The 23646-nt window shown below is 66.3% G+C and carries 26 protein-coding genes; 19 read left to right on the top strand and 7 right to left on the bottom strand.

Annotated elements, in window-relative coordinates; translation table 11 throughout:
• Positions 1-91: 91 nt before the first annotated feature.
• From M1248_RS10535 to M1248_RS10525, 3 genes are all read right to left on the bottom strand, one after another.
• The gene (locus tag M1248_RS10535; RefSeq protein WP_163738457.1) at positions 92-1366 is read right to left on the bottom strand and encodes a DEAD/DEAH box helicase; all 1275 of its coding nucleotides are present in this window, start codon (positions 1364-1366) and stop codon (positions 92-94) included.
• 178 nt (positions 1367-1544) lie between these two features.
• Positions 1545-2585 (bottom strand): LLM class F420-dependent oxidoreductase, encoded by a 1041-nt coding sequence (locus M1248_RS10530; RefSeq protein ID WP_317148294.1) that lies wholly within the window; start codon positions 2583-2585, stop codon positions 1545-1547.
• A 43-nt stretch (positions 2586-2628) separates the two neighbouring features.
• The gene (locus M1248_RS10525; protein ID WP_317148280.1) at positions 2629-3474 is read right to left on the bottom strand and encodes a dienelactone hydrolase family protein; all 846 of its coding nucleotides are present in this window, start codon (positions 3472-3474) and stop codon (positions 2629-2631) included.
• 56 nt (positions 3475-3530) lie between these two features.
• Here M1248_RS10525 and glmS point away from each other — a divergent pair, with 56 nt between their 5' ends.
• Both glmS and M1248_RS10515 read left to right on the top strand, forming a co-directional pair.
• A complete protein-coding gene (gene glmS, locus M1248_RS10520; protein WP_163735700.1) occupies positions 3531-5399 on the top strand; it encodes a glutamine--fructose-6-phosphate transaminase (isomerizing) in 1869 nt (622 codons plus the stop codon).
• Positions 5399-6286, top strand: coding sequence for an alpha/beta hydrolase (locus M1248_RS10515; RefSeq protein WP_317148279.1), 888 nt, complete (start codon positions 5399-5401; stop codon positions 6284-6286). The genes glmS and M1248_RS10515 overlap by 1 nt, the downstream gene beginning before the upstream one ends.
• On the opposite strand, the gene M1248_RS10510 is transcribed toward M1248_RS10515, so the two are convergent.
• Genes M1248_RS10510 through nthB form a run of 3 tightly spaced genes read right to left on the bottom strand, consistent with a single transcriptional unit; the run spans position 6283 to position 7914 of the window.
• Entirely contained in the window at positions 6283-6618 is a 336-nt protein-coding gene (locus tag M1248_RS10510) for an SH3-like domain-containing protein (RefSeq protein WP_317148278.1), read from the bottom strand. The two genes, M1248_RS10515 and M1248_RS10510, sit on opposite strands and share 4 nt — an antisense overlap.
• Positions 6608-7189: a nitrile hydratase subunit alpha gene (nthA, locus tag M1248_RS10505; protein ID WP_317148293.1), complete on the bottom strand. Its 582-nt coding sequence runs from the start codon at positions 7187-7189 to the stop codon at positions 6608-6610. Before nthA ends, M1248_RS10510 begins: the two co-directional genes overlap by 11 nt.
• Positions 7190-7197: 8 nt before the next feature.
• Entirely contained in the window at positions 7198-7914 is a 717-nt protein-coding gene (gene nthB / locus M1248_RS10500; RefSeq protein ID WP_317148277.1) for a nitrile hydratase subunit beta, read from the bottom strand.
• A gap of 414 nt (positions 7915-8328) precedes the next feature.
• Between nthB and M1248_RS10495 the strand changes: the two genes are divergently transcribed.
• The 13 genes from M1248_RS10495 to M1248_RS10435 all read left to right on the top strand — a co-directional run bounded on the left by M1248_RS10495 (position 8329) and on the right by M1248_RS10435 (position 20348).
• The gene (locus tag M1248_RS10495) at positions 8329-9729 is read left to right on the top strand and encodes an NAD(P)H-hydrate dehydratase (RefSeq protein ID WP_163735713.1); all 1401 of its coding nucleotides are present in this window, start codon (positions 8329-8331) and stop codon (positions 9727-9729) included.
• 14 nt (positions 9730-9743) lie between these two features.
• Positions 9744-11126 (top strand): glutamate decarboxylase, encoded by a 1383-nt coding sequence (locus M1248_RS10490; RefSeq protein ID WP_163735715.1) that lies wholly within the window; start codon positions 9744-9746, stop codon positions 11124-11126.
• 134 nt (positions 11127-11260) lie between these two features.
• The gene (gene alr / locus M1248_RS10485; protein WP_163735719.1) at positions 11261-12412 is read left to right on the top strand and encodes an alanine racemase; all 1152 of its coding nucleotides are present in this window, start codon (positions 11261-11263) and stop codon (positions 12410-12412) included.
• Entirely contained in the window at positions 12409-13500 is a 1092-nt protein-coding gene (locus M1248_RS10480) for an alpha/beta fold hydrolase (RefSeq protein ID WP_163735722.1), read from the top strand. The genes alr and M1248_RS10480 overlap by 4 nt, the downstream gene beginning before the upstream one ends.
• The gene (tsaE, locus tag M1248_RS10475) at positions 13493-13960 is read left to right on the top strand and encodes a tRNA (adenosine(37)-N6)-threonylcarbamoyltransferase complex ATPase subunit type 1 TsaE (protein ID WP_317148276.1); all 468 of its coding nucleotides are present in this window, start codon (positions 13493-13495) and stop codon (positions 13958-13960) included. The genes M1248_RS10480 and tsaE overlap by 8 nt, the downstream gene beginning before the upstream one ends.
• Entirely contained in the window at positions 13957-14553 is a 597-nt protein-coding gene (tsaB, locus tag M1248_RS10470) for a tRNA (adenosine(37)-N6)-threonylcarbamoyltransferase complex dimerization subunit type 1 TsaB (protein ID WP_163735728.1), read from the top strand. Before tsaE ends, tsaB begins: the two co-directional genes overlap by 4 nt.
• Positions 14550-15026 (top strand): ribosomal protein S18-alanine N-acetyltransferase, encoded by a 477-nt coding sequence (rimI, locus tag M1248_RS10465; protein WP_163735731.1) that lies wholly within the window; start codon positions 14550-14552, stop codon positions 15024-15026. Before tsaB ends, rimI begins: the two co-directional genes overlap by 4 nt.
• Positions 15023-16048 carry a tRNA (adenosine(37)-N6)-threonylcarbamoyltransferase complex transferase subunit TsaD gene (gene tsaD / locus M1248_RS10460; RefSeq protein WP_317148275.1) on the top strand — a complete coding sequence of 342 codons (1026 nt, stop codon included), beginning with the start codon at positions 15023-15025 and terminating at the stop codon, positions 16046-16048. The genes rimI and tsaD overlap by 4 nt, the downstream gene beginning before the upstream one ends.
• A complete protein-coding gene (locus tag M1248_RS10455) occupies positions 16045-16488 on the top strand; it encodes a nuclear transport factor 2 family protein (protein ID WP_163735739.1) in 444 nt (147 codons plus the stop codon). The genes tsaD and M1248_RS10455 overlap by 4 nt, the downstream gene beginning before the upstream one ends.
• 26 nt (positions 16489-16514) lie before the next feature.
• Positions 16515-17507, top strand: a complete 993-nt coding sequence (locus M1248_RS10450; protein ID WP_317148274.1) for an alpha/beta hydrolase — start codon at positions 16515-16517, stop codon at positions 17505-17507.
• A 182-nt stretch (positions 17508-17689) separates the two neighbouring features.
• Positions 17690-17992, top strand: coding sequence for a co-chaperone GroES (gene groES, locus M1248_RS10445; RefSeq protein ID WP_046754122.1), 303 nt, complete (start codon positions 17690-17692; stop codon positions 17990-17992).
• A 102-nt stretch (positions 17993-18094) separates the two neighbouring features.
• Complete coding sequence (gene groL / locus M1248_RS10440; RefSeq protein WP_317148273.1) at positions 18095-19720, top strand: chaperonin GroEL; 1626 nt, start codon at positions 18095-18097, stop codon at positions 19718-19720.
• Positions 19721-20006: 286 nt separating this feature from the next.
• Positions 20007-20348, top strand: coding sequence for a hypothetical protein (locus tag M1248_RS10435; protein ID WP_232076393.1), 342 nt, complete (start codon positions 20007-20009; stop codon positions 20346-20348).
• Positions 20349-20400: 52 nt separating this feature from the next.
• Here the strand turns inward: M1248_RS10435 and M1248_RS10430 are convergent, their stop codons facing one another.
• On the bottom strand, positions 20401-20871 hold the full coding sequence (locus M1248_RS10430; RefSeq protein ID WP_163735749.1) for a hypothetical protein: 471 nt from the start codon (positions 20869-20871) through the stop codon (positions 20401-20403).
• A gap of 71 nt (positions 20872-20942) precedes the next feature.
• Between M1248_RS10430 and M1248_RS10425 the strand changes: the two genes are divergently transcribed.
• From M1248_RS10425 to M1248_RS10410, 4 genes are all read left to right on the top strand, one after another.
• Positions 20943-21302, top strand: a complete 360-nt coding sequence (locus M1248_RS10425) for a hypothetical protein (RefSeq protein WP_174262180.1) — start codon at positions 20943-20945, stop codon at positions 21300-21302.
• Positions 21303-21341: 39 nt separating this feature from the next.
• On the top strand, positions 21342-21662 hold the full coding sequence (locus M1248_RS10420) for a hypothetical protein (RefSeq protein ID WP_163735752.1): 321 nt from the start codon (positions 21342-21344) through the stop codon (positions 21660-21662).
• Positions 21663-21691: 29 nt separating this feature from the next.
• Entirely contained in the window at positions 21692-22612 is a 921-nt protein-coding gene (locus M1248_RS10415; protein WP_163735755.1) for an NADP-dependent oxidoreductase, read from the top strand.
• A 67-nt stretch (positions 22613-22679) separates the two neighbouring features.
• Positions 22680-23636 (top strand): DUF4349 domain-containing protein, encoded by a 957-nt coding sequence (locus tag M1248_RS10410; RefSeq protein ID WP_317148272.1) that lies wholly within the window; start codon positions 22680-22682, stop codon positions 23634-23636.
• The last annotated feature ends 10 nt before the right edge of the window (positions 23637-23646 follow it).

The raw sequence follows: 23646 nt of genomic DNA, 5'->3' as shown, positions 1-23646 counted from the left end.
TGAGGCAACGAATGCCCCCACGCGCGCATCTTGACGTGAGGCAACAGGCCGACACCCGCGGAGGTTATCCACGGTTCTCGGCGGTGCTGATTCAGGCGTTGGCGGGGCGCCTGCGGCGGTTGTTCGAGCGGCGCCGACGAGACTGCTCGGGTTTGACAGGTGCGGGCCGGTTGGGGGCCGCGGGCACGATCGGGCTACCGAAGGAGCGCTCGCCAGGGGCGATCTCGTGCAGCACCGGATGTGACGGGCCGCGGAAGCGGGTGATCGTCGGCTTCACGCCGGCCTTGCGCGTCAGTTGCCGCACATCGGACACCTGCTCGTCGAGCATCAGCGTCACGACGGTGCCGTCGTTTCCTGCGCGCGCCGTCCTGCCCGACCGGTGCAGATACGCCTTGTGCTCGACCGGCGGGTCGGCGTGTACCACGAGGGTGACGTCGTCGACGTGGATACCGCGCGCAGCGATATCCGTCGCGACCAGCACCCAAGCCGATCCATCGGAGAATGCCGCCAGGTTGCGCGTGCGGGCATTCTGAGACAGGTTGCCGTGCAACTCGACTGCAGGAACTCCGCGCGAATTCAGCTGGCGGGCAAGGTTCTTGGCGCCATGCTTGGTGCGGGCGAAGACGATCTTGCGTCCCGGCGAGGCCGCCAGGTCGGCGAGCACGTTGATGCGGGCCGCCTTCTCGACATGCAGCACGTGATGCTCCATTGCCGCGACCGGCGACTGCTCCGAGTCGACGCTGTGCACGACGGGATCGGTCAGGTACCGCTTGACCAGGACATCCACGCCACCATCCAAGGTGGCGGAGAACAGCATTCGCTGGCCATTGCGGGGCGTCTTGTCCATCAGTCGCTTCACCGGAGGAAGGAAGCCGAGGTCCGCCATATGGTCAGCCTCGTCGAGCACGGTGATTTCGACGGCGGACAGATCCGCGTGGCGCGATTTCACGTGGTCTTCCAGACGCCCGGGGCACGCGATCACGATGTCGACGCCGGCACGCAGCTTGTCGATCTGTGGCTGGTGTCCGACGCCACCGAATACGACGACGGACCGCAAGTTCGTTGCGGCGGCCAACGGCGCGAGCGCGGCGTCGATCTGAGCGACCAACTCGCGGGTCGGGGCAAGGATGAGCGCACGCGGACGGCCCGGTGCTCGCTTCGACTGACTCGCTGTGAGTCTCGTCACCATGGGCAACAAGAACGCATACGTCTTGCCGGAACCGGTGCGGCCGCGGCCCAATACGTCGCGGCCGGCCAACGAATCGGGCAGCGTCGCGGCCTGGATGGGGAACGGGGAGTCGATGCCGTTACCGGCAAGGACATCGACGACAGCCTTGGGCAGGCCGAGGTCGGCGAAAGTGGGCACGGTTGTGCCGTCAGTGATTTGAACAGACAAGGTTGAAGCTCCGAAAGTAGAGTGTGGTCGTCCTGCCCGGCGCGGATCAATCCGCGGCGCTCGGTTGACGATCGAGAAACGGCAAAAGGCAGAACAGACGATGCCGCTGAAGATCAGTCTACAGCCTCGGCTGCATTCGGCTTAATCGTTACGGGAGTAGCTCACGCAATTCCTCGACGAATCGCCGCGTTTCGGCGCGCTCACCCGACAGCGGCTGTAGCAGAAGTGTGGTGGTACCGGCCTCCGCGAAGGCGGCGAGACGCTCCTTGACGTAACCGCGCGGACCCACCAGCGAAACGGCGCGCACCAATTCGTCGGGAACCGCGGCGATGGCTTCGGTCTTCTTGCCCGCCAGGTACAAGTCCTGGATGTCGTTGGCGACCTCGCCGTAGCCGTAGCGCGTGGCCAGGTTGTGGTAGAAGTTCTTGCCGCGTGCGCCCATGCCGCCGATGTACAGCGCCAGTTGCGGTTTCGTCCACGCCAGTCGGTCATCGACGTCGTCGCCGATCGCCAACGGCGCGCTGACCGTCACGTCCAGTGGGCCCAGAGCGGGATCCCGCTTGGCGAACCCGGCGCGCAGGGCGTCACCCCACACGTCGTCGGCCTTCTCCGGGAGGAAGAACACCGGCTGCCACCCCTCGGCGATCTCAGCGGTGAGTTCGACGTTCTTCGGGCCGAGTGCGGCGATATTGATCGGGATGCGTTCGCGCACAGGGTGATTGATCAATTGCAGCGGTTTGCCGAGGCCGGTTCCCTGATCGGCGGGCAGCGGAATCTGATAGTGCTTGCCGTCGTATGTCACCCGCTCGCGGCGCCAGACCTGTCTGCAGATGTCGATGACCTCGCGGGTGCGCCCCAGCGGAGCGTCGAAGGGGACTCCGTGAAAGCCCTCCATGACCTGTGGGCCGGAGGTGCCGATGCCCAGCCGGAACCTGCCGTCGGACACGTAGTCGAGCCCGGCGGCCGTCATCGCGAGCAGCGTCGGCGTGCGGATGTAGATCGGGACGACGCCAGTGGCCAACTCCATGCGCGTCGTCTTCGCCGCCAGAAAGCCCAGCTGGCTGATCGCGTCGTAGGAGTAGGCCTCGGCCACGAACGCGACGTCGACGCCGACCTGCTCGAGTTCGACGATCTGGTCGACGGCCTCTAGGAAGCCACCCGCGTAGTTGAGGAAGATTCCGGTGCGCATCGACATGTGAGCTTTATACACCCAACCGGTTGGTTGGTCGCACTCAGGGCTTCAGGAGCGCGACGACTTTGTTCTCGAGAGCCACCGGATCGTCGGCGAACGGGTCCATCGTCGTCGCCTTGGGCAGTGCGATCTCGGGGTCGGCGAAGTCGCGGTAGGCCTTGTCGCCGGTGAGCATGTGTAGGAAGTACCCGGTCATCAGTGCACGCACGATCTTCTGCGTGCCGCGATCGGCGCCGGGCAGTCCGACCGCTTTGGCCAGCCGGCGCCCCTCGACGAGCCCACCGGCCTTCACGCTGCTTACGTCGCGCAACGTGCCGCTCTTCCAGACGCGTGCGAGTTCGACAGCGTTGGAGCGCAACGACATCGGGTCGCCAGGGTCGGCGAGAATGAGGCCGGGCACCTTCAGTGTCGATGCGGGCTCTTCGGCGCGTGGCTTGGTGACGGTCGGAAACGCCGCCACGACAGCCTTCAACCTGCCGGGCATCCCGGCCGCCGCGAAGACCGCCGCGGAGGCGCCGAAACCGTGTCCGGCCACCCCGAGCTTCGTGGGATGGACGCTGATCTTGCCCGGTCCCAACCGCACCCCGGCGATGATGTCGAGGGCGGTGCCCAGGTCGTAAGACAGATTGAGCACCGACGGCGCCATGCTGGTCTCGGTGGCGGGCGCGGCGGCGACGATGCCCCACGACGCCAGATGTTCGAGCGTTCCGCGGTAACGGTCGTCACTTGTAAGCCAGTCGTGACCGAATACGACACCAGCGAGATTCATCCCCGACTCCGGGGTGAAGAGCACGCCGGGCAGTCCGGCAAACGCCAGGTCACCCCGCAAAACGCGGTGCGGACCGCGGCGCTTCAACCCGTTGAAGAGCTTCGCTGTCCGCGCCACCAGACGACCGTAGCGCAGGCAGGTCCGCCGGCGCTCTTGCACTACCCTGAAAGGCTATGTGCGGAATCGTCGGTTATGTCGGGCAGCGTCCTGCCTGCGACGTGGTCGTCGACGCGCTGCGCAGGATGGAGTACCGCGGATACGACTCGTCGGGTGTCGCCCTGCTCGACGGCAATGGCGGCCTGACGGTACGGCGCCGGGCCGGGCGGCTCGCCAACCTCGAGACTGCGCTTGCCGAATCCGAGGCGGGCACCCTTGCCGGCAGCACCGGCTTGGGGCACACCCGCTGGGCGACCCATGGCAGGCCGACCGATCGCAACGCCCACCCGCACCGTGACGCCGCCGGGAAGATCGTGGTCGTCCACAACGGCATCATCGAGAATTACGCCGTCATGCGCGCTGAACTGGAAGCCACGGGCGTGGAGTTCACCAGCGACACCGACACCGAGGTGGCCGTGCATCTGGTGTCCTGGCAGTACCGCCACGGACCCACCGCGGGCGACTTTCCGGCTTCTGTGCTTGCCGTGCTGCGCCGACTCGAAGGCCATTTCACCCTCGTCTTCGCGAACGCCGACGAACCGGGCACGATCGTCGCGGCCCGACGTTCCACGCCGCTGGTGCTAGGTGTCGGTGACGGTGAGATGTTCGTCGGGTCGGATGTGGCCGCGTTCATCGAATACACGCGCGATGCTGTCGAATTGGGACAGGATCAGGCAGTCGTGGTGACGGCCGACGGGTACCGCATCACGGACTTCAACGGCGACGACGACTCCGCCAATGCGCGCGAATTCCATATCGACTGGGACGTCTCGGCTGCCGAAAAGGGCGGCTACGAATACTTCATGCTCAAGGAGATCGCCGAGCAGCCGACCGCGGTCTCCGACACATTGCTCGGCCATTTCGCCGACAGCCGCGTGGTGCTCGACGAGCAGCGCCTGTCGGATCAGGAGCTGCGCGAGATCGACAAGGTCTTCATCGTCGCCTGCGGTACCGCATACCACTCCGGGCTGTTGGCCAAGTATGCGATCGAGCATTGGACCCGGCTGCCTGTCGAGGTGGAGCTGGCGAGCGAGTTCCGGTACCGCGATTCAGTTCTCGACCGTCACACGCTGGTCGTGGCGATCTCGCAATCCGGTGAGACAGCCGACACGCTGGAGGCGGTGCGGCACGCGAAGGAGCAGAAGGCCAAGGTGCTGGCCATCTGCAACACCAACGGCTCGCAGATCCCCCGTGAGTGCGATGCGGTGCTCTATACCCGCGCCGGTCCGGAGATCGGTGTGGCGTCGACGAAGACGTTCCTCGCCCAGATCACCGCCAATTACCTTGTCGGACTGGCACTTGCGCAGGCCCGCGGTACGAAGTACCCGGAAGAAGTCGAGCGGGAATTCCGTGACCTGGAGGCCATGCCCGACCTCGTCGCCCGCGTACTCGACAACGTCGAGCCGGTCTTCGAGCTGGCACGGCGCTTCGCCCAATCGCAGACGGTGCTGTTCCTCGGTCGTCACGTCGGCTACCCGGTTGCGCTCGAGGGCGCCCTCAAGCTCAAGGAACTGGCGTACATGCATGCCGAGGGCTTCGCCGCCGGTGAGCTCAAGCACGGCCCCATCGCATTGATCGAGGACGACCTGCCGGTCATCGTGATCATGCCGTCGCCGAAGAACTCACCGACCCTGCACGCCAAGCTGCTGTCGAACATCAGGGAGATTCAGGCGCGCGGCGCGATCACGATCGTCATCGCGGAGGAGGGCGACGAAACCGTCCGGCCCTACGCCGACCACCTGTTCGAGATCCCTCCGGTGTCAACGCTTTTCCAGCCGCTCCTGTCGACCATCCCGCTTCAGATATTTGCCGCCGGCGTCGCGCAGGCCCGCGGCTACGACGTCGACAAGCCACGCAACCTGGCCAAGTCCGTCACCGTCGAGTAGTGCCGAACCCCAGGATTGGGCGCTTCCGCAGCGATGCGGCCCGTGCCCACTTCCTCGCGGTCTATCAGTACTGCCTGGCCGACCTCCCGCCGTACGACCAGACCTTCGACATCCCAACCAGTTTCGGAACTGTTCGGGTATACCGCTTCCCGGGCCCCGACGGGCGTCCGGTTGTCCTGCTGCCGGGCCGCAACGCGTCCACCCCGATGTGGGCAGACAACCTCCCAGGTCTGCTGGCCCATCGCACCGTGTTCGCGGTCGACCTGCTTGGCGAGCCGGGGTTGTCGGTGCAGGAGCACGAATTGGGGAGTGCCGAGGACCAGGCGCAGTGGTTCGACGAGATGCTCGCCGGGCTGGCGTTGACGTCTCCGCATCTCATGGGAGTGTCCTTCGGCGGATGGTCGGCTACCAACTATGCGGTCCTGAAGCCGGGCCGGGTGTCGTCGCTGACCCTGCTCGACCCCGTGATGACCTTCGCGCCGATCCCGGTTCGGACCATGGTGATGATGATTCCCATGGGTCTACCCAACGTGCCGGAGGGATTGCGCCGCTGGGTGTTGAGGTGGATCGCCGGCGGGGCTGAGGTCGACGATTCCGTTCCGGCCGCAGCGCTGATCGCCTCGGGAACAAGGGATTTTGTGCTACGCCAGCCCGCACCGACGTTGTTCACCGCTGACCAGTTGCGTACGCTCGACGTCCCGGTCCTCGCGTTGATCGCGGGCCGCAGCGTGATTCACCATGGTGAGCGTGCCGCCGCCACCGCGCGGAAGCTGTTGCCGCGCGGTCAGATCGAGCTATGGCCTGAGGCATCACATGCGATCAACGGCGAATATCCCGAAAGGATTGCCGAGACGGCGGCGGCCTTCTGGGCTGAAGCCGACGCCTAGCCCGTGTGGTGGTCGGAACCCGCGGGGCGGCTCAATTGCTCCCGATGTTGTTCATCGAGTTCGCCGCGCGCCAGCACGGCGGTCTCGTCAAGAATGTCCTCGAGGGCCGCGGCCCAACTGCGCCAGTAGGGCCGCGTGTCGTCGGCAGCGATGCGACGGATCAACCGCTGCCGAAACGTGTCCCAATCGCAGACGCCCGATCGGCACGCGGCGACCGTCAGCCCGAAAACCCTGCGTTCCCACGGTGCCGCGAAAACGAGCTCACCGTTGTCGCGGGGCGGGGACAGCGGGCCCAGCAGATCGGTGTCCAGACTCGGCGGGTCAGCGGTCATCTGCCCCGGCGGGGGACAGGGGTCGCCCCACCCCGATCATCGAGTCTCGCGTGACGAGTCGAGCCAGTTCTGCCTCGTTCAGTCCCTCGGTTTCGGCCGGCCGCTCGGGAACCACCAGATAGCGCGCTTCCGCCGAGCTGTCCCAGACCCTGACGAGCACGTCGGGAGGCAGCTCGAGCCCCATCTCCGAGAGGAGGGTTCGCGGCTGGGCGACCATCCGCGAGCGGTATGCCGGCGACTTGTACCAGCCTGGCGGTAAGCCCAGTACAGGCCAGGGATAGCAAGAACACAGAGTGCACACCACGACGTTGTGAACAGTGGGCGTGTTCGCTACCGCGACGATCCGGTGGCCCTCGGGGCCCCCGAAGCCGAGCTCCGCGATGGCACGCGTGCCGTCGGCGAGCAGTCGCTGTCGATACCCGGGATCGGTCCAGGCGCGGGAGATCACCTTGGCGCCGTTGAGTGGTCCCACGTTCGTCTCGTAGTGTTCGATCACCTGGTCGACCACTCTGGAATCGACGATCCCTTTTTCCACGAGCAGGGCTTCGAGCGCCTCGACCCGCGCTTCCATTGCGTCGCTCACACCGCCTCCAGATACGACTCGTAGAGGTCGACACGCACTTCGGTGCCGGACTCGGCGGCAGCGCCCCACAGGTCGGCAGCTTGGAAGGCGACGGTGTAAAGGTGCTGGGGCAGTGCGTGCCTGCCCGTCGCCTTTGCGTCGGGAAACACCGTCGCGCCGAGCTTGGCGACGATCACGCCGGGCTTTCCGGTCACGTATCCCGGCTGTCGGGTGTACGGCACCGCTCGGGTAGAGCGCACTCGAACATGGTCGCCCGGTGCGAAGCGGCCGCGACGCAGCGCCGGCCGCGACGTGCCCAGCAGTCGGGGAACCACCCGACCGGCATACCAGCGGGGCAGTGTGGGGTGCAGGAGCGAGCCCACCGCCCGTGACGTGACATTGAGTCGCAATCGCGAGATCCGCCGCCGGGCCGGCGCGGATCGGCCGGCGGTTCGGGCCTCGACCTCGCCCGGTGTGAGATAGCCGGCCTGCTCGAGCAGCGTTTCGAAACCCCCGAGCCAGCGTCGGTAATAACTGGACAGATAGACCTCGCGAGGGAGTTGCTCCATGCCGAAGCGGAGGATGTCCACATTGCGACCGAGCAGCGGCAGCAGAAAGTTGGCGAATCCGAAGACTCGGCCCTCCCACCGTTCGTGGAACACGGGCTCGTCGGATTCCCGAATGACCGGGGCGAAGAATTCGGCTCGGCCGCCCATGTCGCTCGGCGCGGTCATGGCGTGACCATACGCCCGATTTCGGCGGGCATGACCGCCTTTAGGCAGCGATGGAGCGGACCGCGCTGACGGGCGGCAGGCCCACCGGTACATGACTGGTCGTCTGGCAATGCTCGATCACATCGACTGACACGCGCCGCGGTTGTTCAACCACGACTGCAGCAAATACGCGACCGGCGTGCTCACCCCTGCACAATAGCCGGTCGGTGCCGGATTCTCACCTGCCGTTCCATGCGCTGGTACTGCAGGGATCATCGACCGCCTCGGCGTTCGGATCTCGTCGTCGCGGGAAAAATTTTGTAGCGAACGTCAATTTTGGCAACGAAATGATCTTGAAGCGCTCGCGGACGGCTTGGGACGGGCGCGACCTGAAACCCCGACCATGCGCACGCATGGCACGTAACGTGGGCGTCGATGCGGCACTATTACACCGCCGACCAAATTCGCGAGGCAGAAGCGCCGCTGTTGGCGAGCCTCCCCGACGGTGCCTTGATGCGCCGTGCCGCCTACGGACTGGCCAACTCGATCGCACGTCACATGGGCGGCGTCGCCGGGCGCCGGGTCTGCGCGGTCGTCGGCTCCGGTGATAACGGTGGTGATGCGCTCTGGGCGGCGACCTTCCTGCGTCGTCGCGGCGCATCGGCCGCCGCGGTCCTGCTCAATCCGGAACGCACGCACGCCGCTGCGCTGGCCGCGTTCCGGAGGGCCGGCGGTCGTATCGTCGAAAGCATTCCGCCGACAACCGATCTGGTGATCGACGGCGTCGTCGGAATTTCCGGCTCCGGACCTTTGCGGCCGAACGCGGCCGACGTGTTCGCAAGCGTGACCGCGCCCGTGGTCGCCGTCGACATCCCGAGCGGTATCGACGTGCACACGGGGACCGCCGACGGCCCGCATGTGCACGCCACATCGACGGTGACCTTCGGCGGGCTCAAACCGGTTCATGCCCTTGGTGATTGCGGACGCGTCGAACTGGTGGACATCGGCCTGGACCTGCCGCAGTCCGACCTACTCCAGCTCGAGGCCGCTGATGTCGCCGCGCTGTGGCCCTGTCCCGGCCCGAGAGATGACAAGTACACCCAGGGTGTCACCGGGATCCTGGCCGGCTCGGCCACCTACCCGGGGGCCGCCGTGCTGTGTACCGGCGCTGCCGTCGCCGCAACGTCCGGCATGGTGCGCTATGCGGGAAGTGGCGCACAGCAGGTGCTTTCGCATTGGCCGGAAGTCATTGCCACGCCCAACGTCTCCTCCGCAGGACGAGTTCAGGCATGGGCCGTCGGACCCGGGTTGGGGACCGACGAGGCTGGTGCGACCGCGCTGTGGTTCGCGCTGGAGACCGACCTGCCGGTGATCGTCGACGCCGACGGGCTGACCATCCTCGCTGCACACCCGGACCTGGTCGCCGATCGCGCCGCACCGACGGTCTTGACCCCACATGCGGGCGAGTTCGAAAGGCTGGCCGGCTCGCCGCCGGGGGACGACCGGGTCGGCGCAACCCGCAGGCTCGCCGACCGCCTCGGTGTCACCGTGCTGCTGAAGGGCAACGTGACGGTCATCGCGGAACCCGGTGGACCGGTCTATCTGAACCCGGCGGGCCAATCATGGGCGGCGACAGCGGGTTCCGGCGATGTGCTGTCCGGCATCGTTGGTGCGCTGCTTGCCGCGGGCCTGCCGCCGGCCCAGGCCGCCGCCGCAGCCGCCTACGTCCACGCTCGAGCCGCCAACCTGTCCGCCGCCGACCCCGGCCCGCACCCGGCCCCGACTTCAGCATCCCGCATCCTGGCCCACGTACGGGCTTCCATCGCATCTCTCTAACGAAAGGTCTTGCCATGAAGCGCAAGGGCACTCACTCGCAACAGATCACCCCGGCCTACACCTGCCGGATGGAGATGGCGCCCATCCCGTCGTTGCGCTTACCGGACGAAGCGATGGAGCCTGACGCCGCATACCGATTCATCCACGACGAGCTCATGCTCGACGGCAGCTCGCGGCTGAACCTCGCGACGTTCGTCACGACCTGGATGGATCCGCAGGCCGAACGCCTGATGGCCGAGACGTTCGACAAGAACATGATCGACAAGGACGAGTACCCCGCGACGGCCGCCATCGAGCAGCGGTGCGTGTGCATGGTGGCCGACCTTTTCCATGCCGAGAACCTGCGCGACGACGACCCGAACAGTGCCGTCGGTGTTTCCACGATCGGCTCCAGCGAGGCCGTGATGCTCGCGGGGCTGGCGATGAAGTGGCGGTGGCGCGAGAAGGTGGGGAAGGACTGGAAGGGCCGGACCCCGAATCTGGTGATGGGCGCCAACGTTCAGGTGGTGTGGGAGAAGTTCTGCCGCTACTTCGATGTCGAACCGCGGTATCTCCCGATGTCCGAGGACCGCTACGTGATCACTCCCGAGCAGGTGTTGGAGAACATCGACGAGGACACCATCGGCGTGGTGGCCATTCTCGGCACCACATACACCGGAGAACTCGAGCCGATCGGCGAGATCTGCGCCGCACTGGACAAGGTGGCCGCCGACGGCGGAGTCGACGTTCCTGTGCATGTCGACGCGGCCAGCGGCGGCTTCGTCGTGCCGTTCGTGCATCCCCACCTGGAATGGGACTTCCGGCTCCCTCGGGTCGTCTCCATCAACGTCAGCGGCCACAAGTACGGGCTGACCTACCCCGGCATCGGGTTCGTGGTCTGGCGCAGCGCGGAGTACCTGCCCGAGGACCTGGTGTTCCGGGTGAACTACCTCGGCGGCGACATGCCGACGTTCACGCTCAACTTCTCTCGGCCGGGCAACCAGGTCGTCGGCCAGTACTACAACTTCCTACGGCTCGGCCGCGGCGGATACGCCAAAGTGATGCATTGCCTGTCGTCGACCGCGCGTTGGCTCGGCGACCAGCTCAAGGAGAGCGAGCATTTCGACGTCGTCGCCGACGGCTCGGCGATCCCGGTGGTCAGCTTCCGGCTGAAGGGCGATTTCGGCTACACCGAGTTCGACGTGTCGCATGCTCTGCGTTCCTACGGCTGGCAGGTACCGGCGTACACGATGCCGGAGGGCGCCGAGGACATCACCATGTTGCGGATCGTGGTTCGCGAGGGGTTCTCCGCCGATCTGGCCAGGGCGTTGTATGACGACACCAAGACGGTGTTGTCGCACCTCGATGCGTTGAAGCCGCAAGGTCACTTCGACAGTCTGGAACCGTTCGCCCACTAGTGTGTGCCAAAACACCCGGGTGGGGTCGCGGACGAAACCCTAGGTCAGCCCGCCTCGCCTGGCTGTCGTACGCGTGAGACCCAGCTGCGTGCGGCAATCGGCGGTCGCTGTCTGGGAGAATCGGTCAGGGTGACATGACCATGCAAACGACCAGAACGACGCACGTGGCTCCCGAGGCGGTCATCGACCTCGACGCCGTGGCACACAACGTGGGTGTGCTGCGCGACCGTGCGGGTCTGGCGCAGGTGATGGCCGTCGTCAAGGCCGACGGGTACGGCCACGGTGCGACACAGACCGGCCGGGCGGCCCTGGCCGCAGGTGCTTCGGAACTGGGTGTCGCCACCGTCGAGGAGGCGATCAGACTCCGCCGCGACGGCATCACCGCTCCGGTGCTGGCGTGGCTGCACCCGCCGGGAACCGACTTCGGTCCCGCGCTCGAAGCCGACGTGCAGATCGCCGTGTCGTCGCTGCGCCAGCTCGGCGAGCTGCGTGAGGCAGCCGAGCGGACGGGCCGTAGCGCGAAGGTCACCGTCAAGGTCGACACCGGACTGAACCGCAACGGTGCCGGCCCTGATGAGTACTCGGCGATGCTTCCGGCACTCAAGCGCATGCTCGCCGAAGACGCGTTGACGTTGCGCGGCCTGATGTCGCATCTGGTGCACGGTGACGTTCCCGACCACCCGCTCAACGACATTCAGGCGGGCCGGCTGAAGGACATGGTCGATCAAGCCCGCAGTGCGGGTTTGCGGTACGAAGTCGTGCACCTGAGCAATTCACCGTCGGCGCTGACGCGGCCGGATCTTGGGTTCGACATGGTGCGGCCCGGTATCGCGGTGTACGGACAGACGCCGATTCCCGAGCGTGGCGACATGGGGCTGATCCCCGCGATGACGCTGAAATGCCCTGTGGCACTGCTGCGTAAAGTGCAGGCCGGCGAGGGAGTGTCATACGGGCACACGTGGATCGCCGAACGTGACACGACGCTGGCGTTGCTTCCCATCGGCTACGCCGACGGCGTCTTCCGCAACCTCAGCGGCCGCATCGACGTGTTGATCAACGGCAGGCTGCGCCGCAGCGTCGGGCGCGTCTGCATGGACCAACTCGTGGTCGACGTGGGTGTCGACGGCGATGTGTCAGAGGGCGACGACGCGATTCTGTTCGGCCCCGGGTCCGACGGTGAGCCCACCGCGCAGGACTGGGCCGACCTGCTCGGCACCATCAACTATGAGGTCGTCACGAGTCCCCGCGGCCGAGTCGTGCGCTCCTACCGTGGAATTCGACGTTGAGCGATCAGGGAGCGCGCTGGCTGGCGGGTGCCGCGGGCGTGACCGCGGTCGGCACCGCCACCGCCGTGTCGGTCGCCAGGTCCTTACGCCGACGCGTCAGCACCGACGATCCGTACGAATTCGAGGATTTCGGCCTCCTCGACGCTGACCGCAGCGTAGTCGTCACGACTCCGGACGGTGTCGACCTGGCTGTCCGTGAGGTGGGGGATCCCGACGCTCCGCTGACGGTTGTGTTCGCGCATGGCTTCTGTCTCCGCATGGGCGCCTTTCACTTTCAGCGTGCCCGCTTGACCGATGAGTGGGGCTCGCAAGTCCGGATGGTGTTCTACGACCAGCGTGGACACGGCCAATCCGGGCAGGCGCCACCGGAGACCTACAACGTGGCGCAATTGGGCAGGGACCTGGAGACGGTGCTGGCCGTGATGGCGCCGCGCGGACCCGTTGTGCTCGTCGGCCATTCGATGGGTGGTATGACGGTCCTGTCGCACGCCCGGCAGTTCCCGCAGCGGTACCCCACCCGCGTGGTCGGCGCAGCGCTCATCGCATCGGCGGCCGAAGGGGTTTCACGCTCGCCGCTGGGCGAGATTCTGAAGAATCCGGCCCTGGAGGCGGTGCGCTTCGCAGTCCGGTACGCGCCCAAAACGGTGCACCGCACCCGCGGCGCCGCCAAGTCGGTGATCGCTCCCATCCTGCGCGCGGCCTCGTACGGCGATCTGAAGGTCAGCCGCAGCGTCGTCGAATTCTCCGAGAAGATGATGCACGACACCCCGATCGAGACGCTGGTCGAATTCCTGCACGCGCTCGAAGTACACGACGAAACCGAAGGGCTGGCCACCCTCGCGAAGGTGCCCACACTGATCGCGTGCGGTGACGAGGACCTGCTCACCCCGATGGACTACTCCCAGGACATGGCTGACGCCCTGCCCAAATCCGAACTCGTGATCGTCGAGGGCGCAGGCCATCTCGTCGAGCTCGAACAGCCAGAGATCATCGACGACGCGCTCGTCCGGCTGGTGGAACGCGCCACTCCCTCCAAGCTCGTCGCCCTCACGCGCCGCGTCCGGGACCGAGTTCGCCACCATGGCTGACCGCGCCGCCGGGACGGCGGAGCTTCCGACCGCCGAAGACACCATCGCCCTCGGTGCGCGGCTGGGAAGTGAACTGCGCGCCGGTGACGTCGTGGTGCTGTCCGGCCCGTTGGGTGCGGGAAAGACCGTGTTGGCCAAGGGTATTGCGCAGGCGATGGATGTCGACGGTCCGGTCGTGTCACCGACGTTCGTGTTGGCCCGTGTGCACCGGGCGCGTCGCGCCGACGCCCCCGCGATGATTCACGTCGACCTGTACCGGCTGCTCGACGACAACTCAGTCGACCTGCTCGCCGAACTCGACTCGCTGGACCTCGACACCGATCTCGAGGATGCGGTCGTCGTCGTGGAGTGGGGAGAAGGACTGGCCGAACGGCTGTCCGACAGCCATCTGGACATCCGTCTCGAACGCGGCACCGACACCGAAGTGCGCACAGCGATGTGGCAGTGGAGCACGCCGTGAGCAGCCTGATCCTGGCGATCGACACCGCGACGCCCGCGGTCACCGCCGGGGTGGTCCGCCGGGACGGCGACACGATCGAGGTGCTGGCGCAGCGGGTCACAGTCGACGCCCGTGCGCACGCCGAGCAGTTGACCCCCAATGCGGTCGGCGCACTCGCCGACGCCGGGGTCGGCGTCGAGGATCTCGCGGCGGTCGTCGTCGGCTGTGGCCCCGGACCGTTCACCGGCCTGCGGGTCGGCATGGCCACCGCCGCGGCGTTCGGGCATGCGCTGGGTGTCCCGGTACACGGCGTGTGCAGCCTGGACGCGATCGCCATCGTGGGCGGTGGCAATCTGCTGGTGGTCACCGACGCGCGCAGGCGCGAGGTGTACTGGGCGCGCTACCGCGACGGGGTGCGCGTCGAGGGTCCAGCCGTCGCCGCGCCTGCCGACGTGCCCGGCGCGGAAGAGGCGCTCGCACAACCGCCCCGGCATCCCACCGCCGAGGGTCTGGTGCGCGCGGTCGCCGATTGGACGTCGCCGCCGGCGCCCCTGGTGCCGCTGTATCTGCGTCGCCCCGACGCGAAGACGTTGGCCGAGCGGGCGGCCCGATGACCGTCGTCTACGGAAAGCTGAAGCCCTCGGACGCCGCGCGGTGCGCCGAGCTGGAGTCCCTGCTGTTCGAGGGGGACGACCCGTGGCCGGAGCGGGCGTTTCTTGCCGAACTCAAGGCCAAGCACATCCACTACATCGCCGCACGCACGAAGGAAGAGACGGAAGACAAGCTGATCGGCTACGCCGGGATCGCGCGGCTGGGCCGAGTACGCCCCTACGAGTACGAGATTCACACCATCGGCGTCGATCCGGCGTACCAGGGTCGGGGCATCGGACGGCGGCTGGTGACTGAAATCCTCGAATTAGCCTCCGGCAGCGTGGTTTTCCTCGAGGTACGTACCGACAATGTGCCCGCGATCAAACTTTATGAGAGCTTCGGCTTCGTCAACGTCGGTCTGCGTCGGCGCTATTACCGCGCCAGCGGTGCGGACGCCTATACGATGAAGCGCCTTCCCCAAGGGAGCCCATCATGACGATCATCCTGGCCATCGAGAGCTCCTGTGACGAAACCGGAGTGGGCGTCGCCGAACTCGGTGCGGATGGCACCGTGACGCTGCTCGCCGACGAGGTTGCCTCCAGCGTCGACGAGCACGCCCGCTTCGGCGGCGTGGTGCCCGAGATCGCGTCGCGTGCGCACCTGGAGGCGCTGGGACCGACGATGCGCCGTGCCCTGGAAACGGCCGGAGTGGCGAAGCCGGACATCGTCGCGGCGACCATTGGACCGGGTCTCGCCGGTGCATTGTTGGTGGGAGTGGCTGCGGCCAAGGCGTATTCGGCCGCATGGCAGGTGCCGTTCTACGCCGTCAACCATCTCGGGGGCCATCTGGCCGCCGATGTCTTCGACCACGGCCCGCTACCCGAGAGCGTGGGCCTGCTCGTGTCCGGCGGACACACCAACCTGTTGCACGTGCGGTCGCTGGGCGAACCGATCGTCGAACTCGGCAGCACCGTCGACGACGCCGCGGGGGAGGCCTACGACAAGGTGGCGCGTCTGCTCGGGCTCGGGTACCCCGGCGGGAAGGTGCTCGACGATCTCGCCAGGACCGGGGACCGTAACGCGATCGCCTTTCCCCGCGGCATGACCGGACCGCGCGACGATCGGTTCGCGTTCAGCTTCTCCGGGCTCAAGACCGCCGTCGCCCGGTACGTCGAGAGCCACCCGGATGCTTCGCAAGCCGACGTCGCGGCCGGATTCCAGGAAGCTGTTGCCGACGTGCTGACGCTGAAAGCGGTGCGGGCGGCGAAAGAGCTGAACGTGTCGACATTGCTTATTGCCGGCGGGGTGGCGGCCAATTCGCGGCTGCGTGAGCTCGCCGAGCAGCGCTGCGCCGAAAACGGGCTGACACTGCGCATCCCGCGGCCACGGCTCTGCACCGACAACGGTGCGATGATCGCATCGTTTGCGGCTCATCTGATCGCCGCGGGTGCGGCGCCGTCGCCGTTGGACGCGGCAAGCGATCCCGGTCTTCCGGTGGTGAAGGGACAGGTGGCGTGAGCGACAAGTTGGACATCACCGAGTTGCTCTACCGCTACGCCGAATTCATCGACGCGGGCGACTTCGACGGCGTCGGAGCGCTGCTGTCGAAGGCCTCGTTCGGCGGCACCGGACCCCAGGGAGTCTCCGGTGCGGACAACATCGCCAAGCTGTTCGCGGCCACCACCCGGCGTTATCCCGACCATGGCAACACGCCCCGGACACGTCACCTCGTGCTGAATCCGATCATCGACCTCGCCGACAACACGGCGACCGCGCGCTCCACGTTCTGCGTCGTGCAGGACACCGAGTCCGTGCCGATCCAGCCGATCGTCGTGGGGCGGTACTTCGACACGTTCGGCCGTGACGCCGACGGCTGGCATTTCACCGAGCGCAAGGTGGAGATCCAAATGCTCGGCAATGTGTCTGATCACTTGATGGTCGATCCGACCAAGTTCTGAGCGTCGCTGCGGCAGACTGCGTGGGCGTGCACTACGAACTGCGCCTGCGACCCGAACAGCCGCCGACTCCGGCGCCGGATGCGTTCACCATCCACCACCGAGAGGTCCCGCCGAGCGAGGGCCGCGACGGGTTGTCCCTTGCCTTCGTCCACGAGGGGGCCGGTGGCTATCCGCTGCTCCTCCTCCACGGCTACCCCGAGACGAAGCGCATCTGGTGGCGCAATATCGGTCCGCTTGCCGAGGCCGGCTACGAGGTGATCGTCCCCGACCTGCGTGGCTTCGGCGATTCGGACCTGTCGACAGAGGATGTGTACGACCTGGCGGCGTGGAGTCGGGATCTGTACCTGCTGGTGCACGATGTGCTGGGCCATGAGCGATGTGGTGTGGTCGGTGGTGACCTCGGCGGCGCCATCGCCTGCGATCTTCTCCACCGTTATCCGGGATTCGTGGAGAAGTTCGTGTTCTTCGACTCCGTGCCGCCGTTCCTGTTCAAAGAGTTCGAGGCGGCCGGAATCGACGTCGCGTCCATCCGCGGCATAGGCGACGGGCCGACGGCCGACTACCGCTACCGGCAGGGCGTGACACCCGATGACCTGGCGGCAGATCTAGATACCCCGGCCAAGCGCCGCCGCTACATCTCCGAGTTCTACGGACATCGGTTGTGGGCCTCACCAGGCACCTTCACCGCGGCCGATGCGGATTTCATGGCCGAACCGTTCTCGACCGAAGAGCGGCTTCGCGCAAGCTGGGCGTGCTATCAGCTCATGCACGGACGGAAGATGAGCGAGCCGCCGATCCTCGATCGCAAGGTCGACGTGCCCACCTTGATCCTCTACGGCATGGACGACCAGGTGATCGGGCCCGATTTTCTGCACACGTGCGAGGTGGCCTTCACCAACCGAGCGGGTCCGATTGTGGTGCCGGGCGCGGGCCACTTCCTGCAGTGGGAGCGCGCCGACCTGTTCAACCCGCTGGTCACTGCCTTCTTCGGCGACCTGCGTGTTCGCTTTACGAGATAGGCATAGGCCGATCTTGAGTGCTAGCACTCTCATGTATAGAGTGCTAGGTGGCAGACGCGCCCAAACCCTGCGCCGGCACCCGCGACGACGGAGCGAGGCACGGACGCTATGCCGAACACCTGGTAATTGAGACCCCGGGATCCCCCGGGGTCGACAACCCGAAATTAGTGGAGGGCTCCATCGTGGCGAGCGTGAACATCAAGCCACTCGAGGACAAGATCCTCGTACAGGCCAACGAGGCCGAGACCACGACCGCTTCCGGTCTGGTCATCCCCGACACCGCCAAGGAGAAGCCCCAGGAGGGCACCGTCGTCGCAGTTGGCCCCGGCCGCTGGGACGAGGACGGCGAGAAGCGCATCCCCCTGGACGTTTCCGAAGGCGACACCGTCATCTACAGCAAGTACGGCGGCACCGAGATCAAGTACAACGGCGAGGAGTACCTGATTCTCTCCGCTCGCGACGTGCTGGCTGTCGTCAACAAGTAAGCACCCGTGTCCCGCCCCGGAGCTTCCCGTATAGACGGGTGAGTTCCGGGGCGGCACTCGTTTCGAGTCGTTTCGAGTCAGTTTCAGTCAGTAAGGACATTCATGAGCAAGCAGATCGAGTTCAACGAAACTGCGCGCCGGGCAATGGAAGCCGGGGTCGACAAGCTCGCCGACGCCGTGCGGATCACGCTGGGGCCGCGCGGTCGCCACGTGGTGCTGGCCAAGGCGTACGGCGGTCCGGTGGTGACCAACGACGGCGTCACCATCGCTCGCGAGATCGAGCTGGAAGACCCGTTCGAGAACCTCGGCGCCCAGCTGGTCAAGTCGGTCGCCACCAAGACCAACGACGTGGCAGGTGACGGCACGACCACCGCGACGGTGCTCGCACAGGCCATCATCAAGGCCGGCCTGCGCAACGTGGCCGCGGGTGCCAACCCGATCGCATTGGGCCTCGGCATCAGCAAGGCCGCCGATGCGGTCTGCGAGGCGCTGCTCGCGGCCGCGACGCCGGTCAGCGACAAGAAGGCCATCGCCCAGGTCGCCACGGTGTCCTCCCGCGATGAGCAGGTCGGTGAGCTGGTGGGCGAGGCCATGACCACGGTCGGCGTCGATGGTGTGGTGACGGTCGAGGAGTCCTCGACGTTGAACACCGAGCTCGAGGTCACCGAGGGCGTCGGCTTCGACAAGGGTTACATCTCCGCGTACTTCATCACCGACTTCGATGCACAGGAAGCCGTGCTCGAGGACGCGTTGGTGCTGCTGCACCGCGAGAAGATCAGCTCGCTGCCTGATCTGCTTCCGCTGCTGGAGAAGGTCGCCGAGTCGGGCAAGCCGCTGCTGATCGTGGCCGAGGACGTCGAGGGTGAACCCCTTTCCACGTTGGTGGTCAACGCGATTCGCAAGACGCTGAAGGCCGTTGCCGTCAAGGCACCGTTCTTCGGCGACCGCCGAAAGGCGTTCCTCGAGGATCTGGCGATCGTCACCGGCGGACAGGTCGTCAACCCCGACGTCGGTCTGGTGCTGCGCGAGGTAGGCCTCGAGGTGCTGGGTACCGCACGCCGGGTCGTCGTCGACAAGGACAGCACCGTCATCGTCGACGGCGGTGGCACGGCGGAAGCCATCGACGGTCGCAAGGCGCAGCTGCGCTCGGAGATCGAGGCATCCGATTCCGACTGGGATCGCGAGAAGCTCGAGGAGCGACTGGCCAAGCTGTCCGGTGGCGTCGCCGTCATCCGGGTCGGCGCGGCCACCGAGACCGACCTCAAGAAGCGCAAGGAAGCGGTCGAGGACGCGGTGTCGGCAGCCAAGGCGGCCGTCGAGGAGGGCATCGTCGCCGGTGGTGGCGCGGCGCTCGTCCAGGCCGGTTCGGTGCTCGGCCCACTGCGCGAGTCGCTCTCCGGTGACGAGGCGCTGGGCGTAGGCGTATTCGCCTCCGCGTTGACGGCGCCGCTGTACTGGATCGCGACCAACGCCGGGCTCGACGGCTCGGTCGTGGTGAACAAGGTGTCCGAACTGCCCGCCGGGCAGGGCTTCAACGCGGCCACGCTCGCATACGGCGATCTGGCTGCCGACGGCGTCGTGGACCCGGTCAAGGTCACCCGGTCAGCGGTGCAAAACGCAGCGTCGGTTGCGCGAATGGTGCTGACGACCGAGACGGCGATCGTCGAGAAGCCGGCCGAGTCGGAGGACGACGGCCATGGCCACGGCCACGGTCATCACCATCACTAGCTAGTTCTCTACAGACACCCCCGGTCCTGCTTGGCCGGGGGTGTTTGCTATGCAACACCCAGATTGTTACTGAGCCGGGCTGGGCCCGACCAAGAATCTTCGTCGGCGACGCTTGGGCAGCGACCTAGGTCGTCTGGCTTGCAAATGCGCAAGTTCGGCATCATTGCCAGCCGAAACGAGATAAGTTTGCCCCGCTGGAACAAAGCCGTAGTCGGTGGCGGGGCGAGCCGGGGGTAGGGGTTCGGGTTGCTTCGCAATTCGAGAAGAGAGACAAGAGATGAACAGGATGTTGAAGAAACTCACGATCAGCATCGTGATGGCGGCTCTCGCCCTGATTGGGCTGACCGCCGCCCCGGCCAACGCACAAGACCGCCACGTCGAAGTCATCAACGAAACGCAGCACGCGATCGTGCAGTTCTTCGCCTCGAACGTCGACCGAGGCACCTGGGAGGAGGACATTCTCGGCGAGGACGTCCTGCCGGTCGGCCAGTCGGTGAACATCAACATCGATGACGGCAGCGGGGCGTGCCTATACGACTTCAAGGCCGTGTTCGAGGACGGCGAGGAGCTGGTGCGCACCGGCATAGACGTATGCACCACAACGACATATACCTACACGGAAGGCTGAGATAGGCGTTCACGCAGGTCTTTTGGTTACTGCTCCTGCCGATTGAGCCCCCCTACCGGGGTGTGGGCTGAACGGAGACGAGCCGGTACGAACCCGGCTGGGCGTCGTCGCCAGTGAAGCGGACCACCAGGACATCTGGCGGGAACTGGCTGGCCAGGTCATTCAGTGTCCTGGGCAGGAACGCCTGGGCCTTGGCATTGCCGTACCAGTTCGGGTTGGACGGATCGACGCTGAGGGCGTTCACGCTGTCGATCGTCTCGTCCCAGCGTTGTATCGGGTGCGGCCGGGCGTCGCCGAAGCCCACCGACGTCAGGTAGGCATCTCCTTGTCCCGCAACGGTAATCGCAGTTCCGCCTCCGACGGGTGTGCCGGTGATCGTCCCATTGACGGCATCGGCCGTCACCGATGTCATCCGCACGGTGCACACGTCGTCGACGACGCTCGGCGGCACACAGAAACCGGGCAGCGGGTCAGCGTGGGCCGGGGCGATGTTCAGGGCGGCAGACAATGCCAAGAGCGACATGGCCGCGCCGATCCTTTCAGGCGTCACAGGAATGTATTCGGTGCGCTGACCTGAAGAGTTACGCTGCCGAGGTGATCAGGCGGTACGCGCTGGCCGGACTTGTCGCCACACTGGCTGCGGTCGCGTTCGTGTCGCGTGCGAGTGCCGCCCCGCTGGACCCGATCCCGGGCAACGGCTTCTTTCTCGTCGGTCCTGATATCGCGCCGGGTCTTTACCAAACCGCCGGTTCGGCCTCGACGTTTGGCGTATGGATCAACGACGTGCCGACCGTGGACTCGATGTGCGCGTGGTTCGCGTACAGCACGCCCGACACCAACAAAGACCACGTGGTCGCCACGAACATGTCGATCGGTCCGATGTTCGCGAATGTCAACGCCGAAGTGAAGGCCTTCGAATCGCGGAACTGCCAACCCTGGACCCGGGTGCCCTGAAAGTGAATGACAAACCGGTAGCCGGGGTATCCCGGCCCAATGGCGGAGCATGAAGGCGGCCAATGGAACGTCGCCACGAAGAAGAACACGGTCTATCTCGAGCGGGTATCCGAGGACGGCGAGCGGCTCATCGACGACTCGTTGGCGCCGGAGGAGGCCCGTCAACTGGCGAGGCTGCTGACGAAACATGCCGACGGCATCAGCGAATCGGGTGCAGACACCACGGACGACGACGACACCAAGGACGAGTCTGATGAAGGCTCGGAGGAGGATGACGGCTCTGAGGAGGATGACGACTCGGGCGATGACGACTCGGATGATGACGACAAGTCCGAGGACTCTGACGAGTCGAAAGACTAGTCCCAGCTTCATATCTCGACCCTGAACTGATGCGAGCGATCATCGCGCGCGACCGCGCTGCCGGGGTGCACGGCCTAGCGCTGGGGGAGATGCCGTACCCGCACGCCGCGGAGAACGATGTCGTCGTCCGAGTGCACGCGGCGGGGTTCACACCGGGCGAGCTCGACTGGCCGGGCACCTGGACCGACCGGGCCGGACGTGACAGGGCACCGACCATCCCCGGGCACGAGGTCTCCGGGGTCGTCGCCGAACTCGGCTACGGGACGACGGGTTTGACGGTCGGCCAACGAGTCTTCGGGATCACCGACTGGTGCCGAAATGGCACGCTGGCCGAATTCGTGGCAGTCGAGGCTCGCAATCTTGCGCCGCTGTCGTCGGGAGTCGACCACACCGTGGCTGCGGCACTGCCGATTTCGGGCCTCACCGCGTGGCAGGGACTGTTCCTTCACGGGCGGCTCTGCGCCGGGCAGACGGTGCTGATTCACGGCGCTGCCGGCGGTGTCGGTTCGATGGCGGTACAACTCGCGCTCGAGGCGGGGGCGCGGGTCATCGGTACGGGACGCGCGGCCGATCGTGACGTGGCGCTGGGACTAGGCGCAGAAGTTTTCGCGGACCTGGATGAAGGTCGGCTTGAAGACGTCGGCGCAGTGGACATGGTGTTCGACGTGATCGGTGGTGAGATCCTCCGCCGCTCGGCTGCGTTGGTCCGACCTGACGGTGCACTCGTCAGCATCGCCGAACCGCCGCCCAGCCCGCCCGACAATGTTCGCGCCATATTCTTCGTCGTCGAGCCCGATCGTGCGGCACTCGCCGAATTGGAGCTCAGGCTGCGGGACGGGCGGATCGCGCCACGCGTCGCGACGATACGACCCCTCGACGATGCCGCCGCCGCGTTCGATCCGACGCGTCGTGGCCGGGGTAAGACCATCATCCGCGTGATTGACGTTTGACCTCGTTGACTGCCTATCCAACCAGCGAAAATGGTCGAACTTCACAGCTAATGGCATGGTGGCTGCCATGAGCAGCACTTCCTGCAAGTTGTACCGCAAATGGTTGACGGTGGCGATCACCGGAATCGCGACTCTCGCGCTGTTGACGGCATGTGCCGGATCGGGTCCGTCGCGCCAGGAGAATGACGCGCCCGCGTCCAAGTTCACCACCGATGGCGCCGCCGCAGGCGCACCGGAGGCCCCACCGCCGCAGGAGCCCATGCCGGTGGACGACGTCCAGCGCGACGTCGTCAAGACCGCATCGATGACCATCACGGTGGCCAACACCTCCGAGGCCGCGGACAAGGCGGCCGTCATGGTCGAGGACGCCGACGGCCGCGTCGACAGCCGCAGCGAGGACGCGGGGTCCGACTCGGGATTGGCGCGCACGTCGGTCGTGCTGCGCGTTCCAGTGGACAAGCTCGACGGCGTGGTGCGCGAGCTCAAGATGCTGGGCACCGTGCAGACCGCCGAAACCAGCTCCGAGGATGTGACGGCGCAGCGGGTCGATCTCGACGCCCGCATCAAGGCGCTGCAGACTTCGGTGGACCGCCTGCTGGCGATCATGCGCGACGCCCGCGACCCCGAAGCACTCATCGCCGCCGAGGACGCGCTCTCTCAGCGTCAAGCGGACTTGGACAGCCTGCGCGCACAGCGTGAAGCCCTAGGCGACCGCATCGAATACAGCACCGTCAATGTCACCTTCGTGGCAGAAACAATCGGCGGCCCGGCACCCAAGCAGTATCAGGGATTTCTGGGCCAGGTCGAACGAGGTTGGGACGCACTGGTTTCCGTAGCAGCAAACCTCGTGCTGCTGTTCGGTCTCATGCTGCCGTGGCTGCTCGTGGTGGCCGCCGTCGTTGCTCTCTGCTACGGCGTCATCCGCGCGACCGGTGCCCGTCAGCCCAAGCCGGTGGCCGCGACCAAGCCCGCCGGTGAGTCAGACGTGGACGTCGCGAAGCCCGACACCGAACCGGACGCCTGAGCAGCCGACG

The sequence above is a fragment of the Mycobacterium sp. 29Ha genome (genome assembly GCF_032883055.1).
In the GTDB taxonomy this organism is placed as follows: Bacteria; Actinomycetota; Actinomycetes; order Mycobacteriales; family Mycobacteriaceae; genus Mycobacterium; species Mycobacterium gallinarum.
This window is presented reverse-complemented; position numbering and strand designations above follow the sequence as displayed.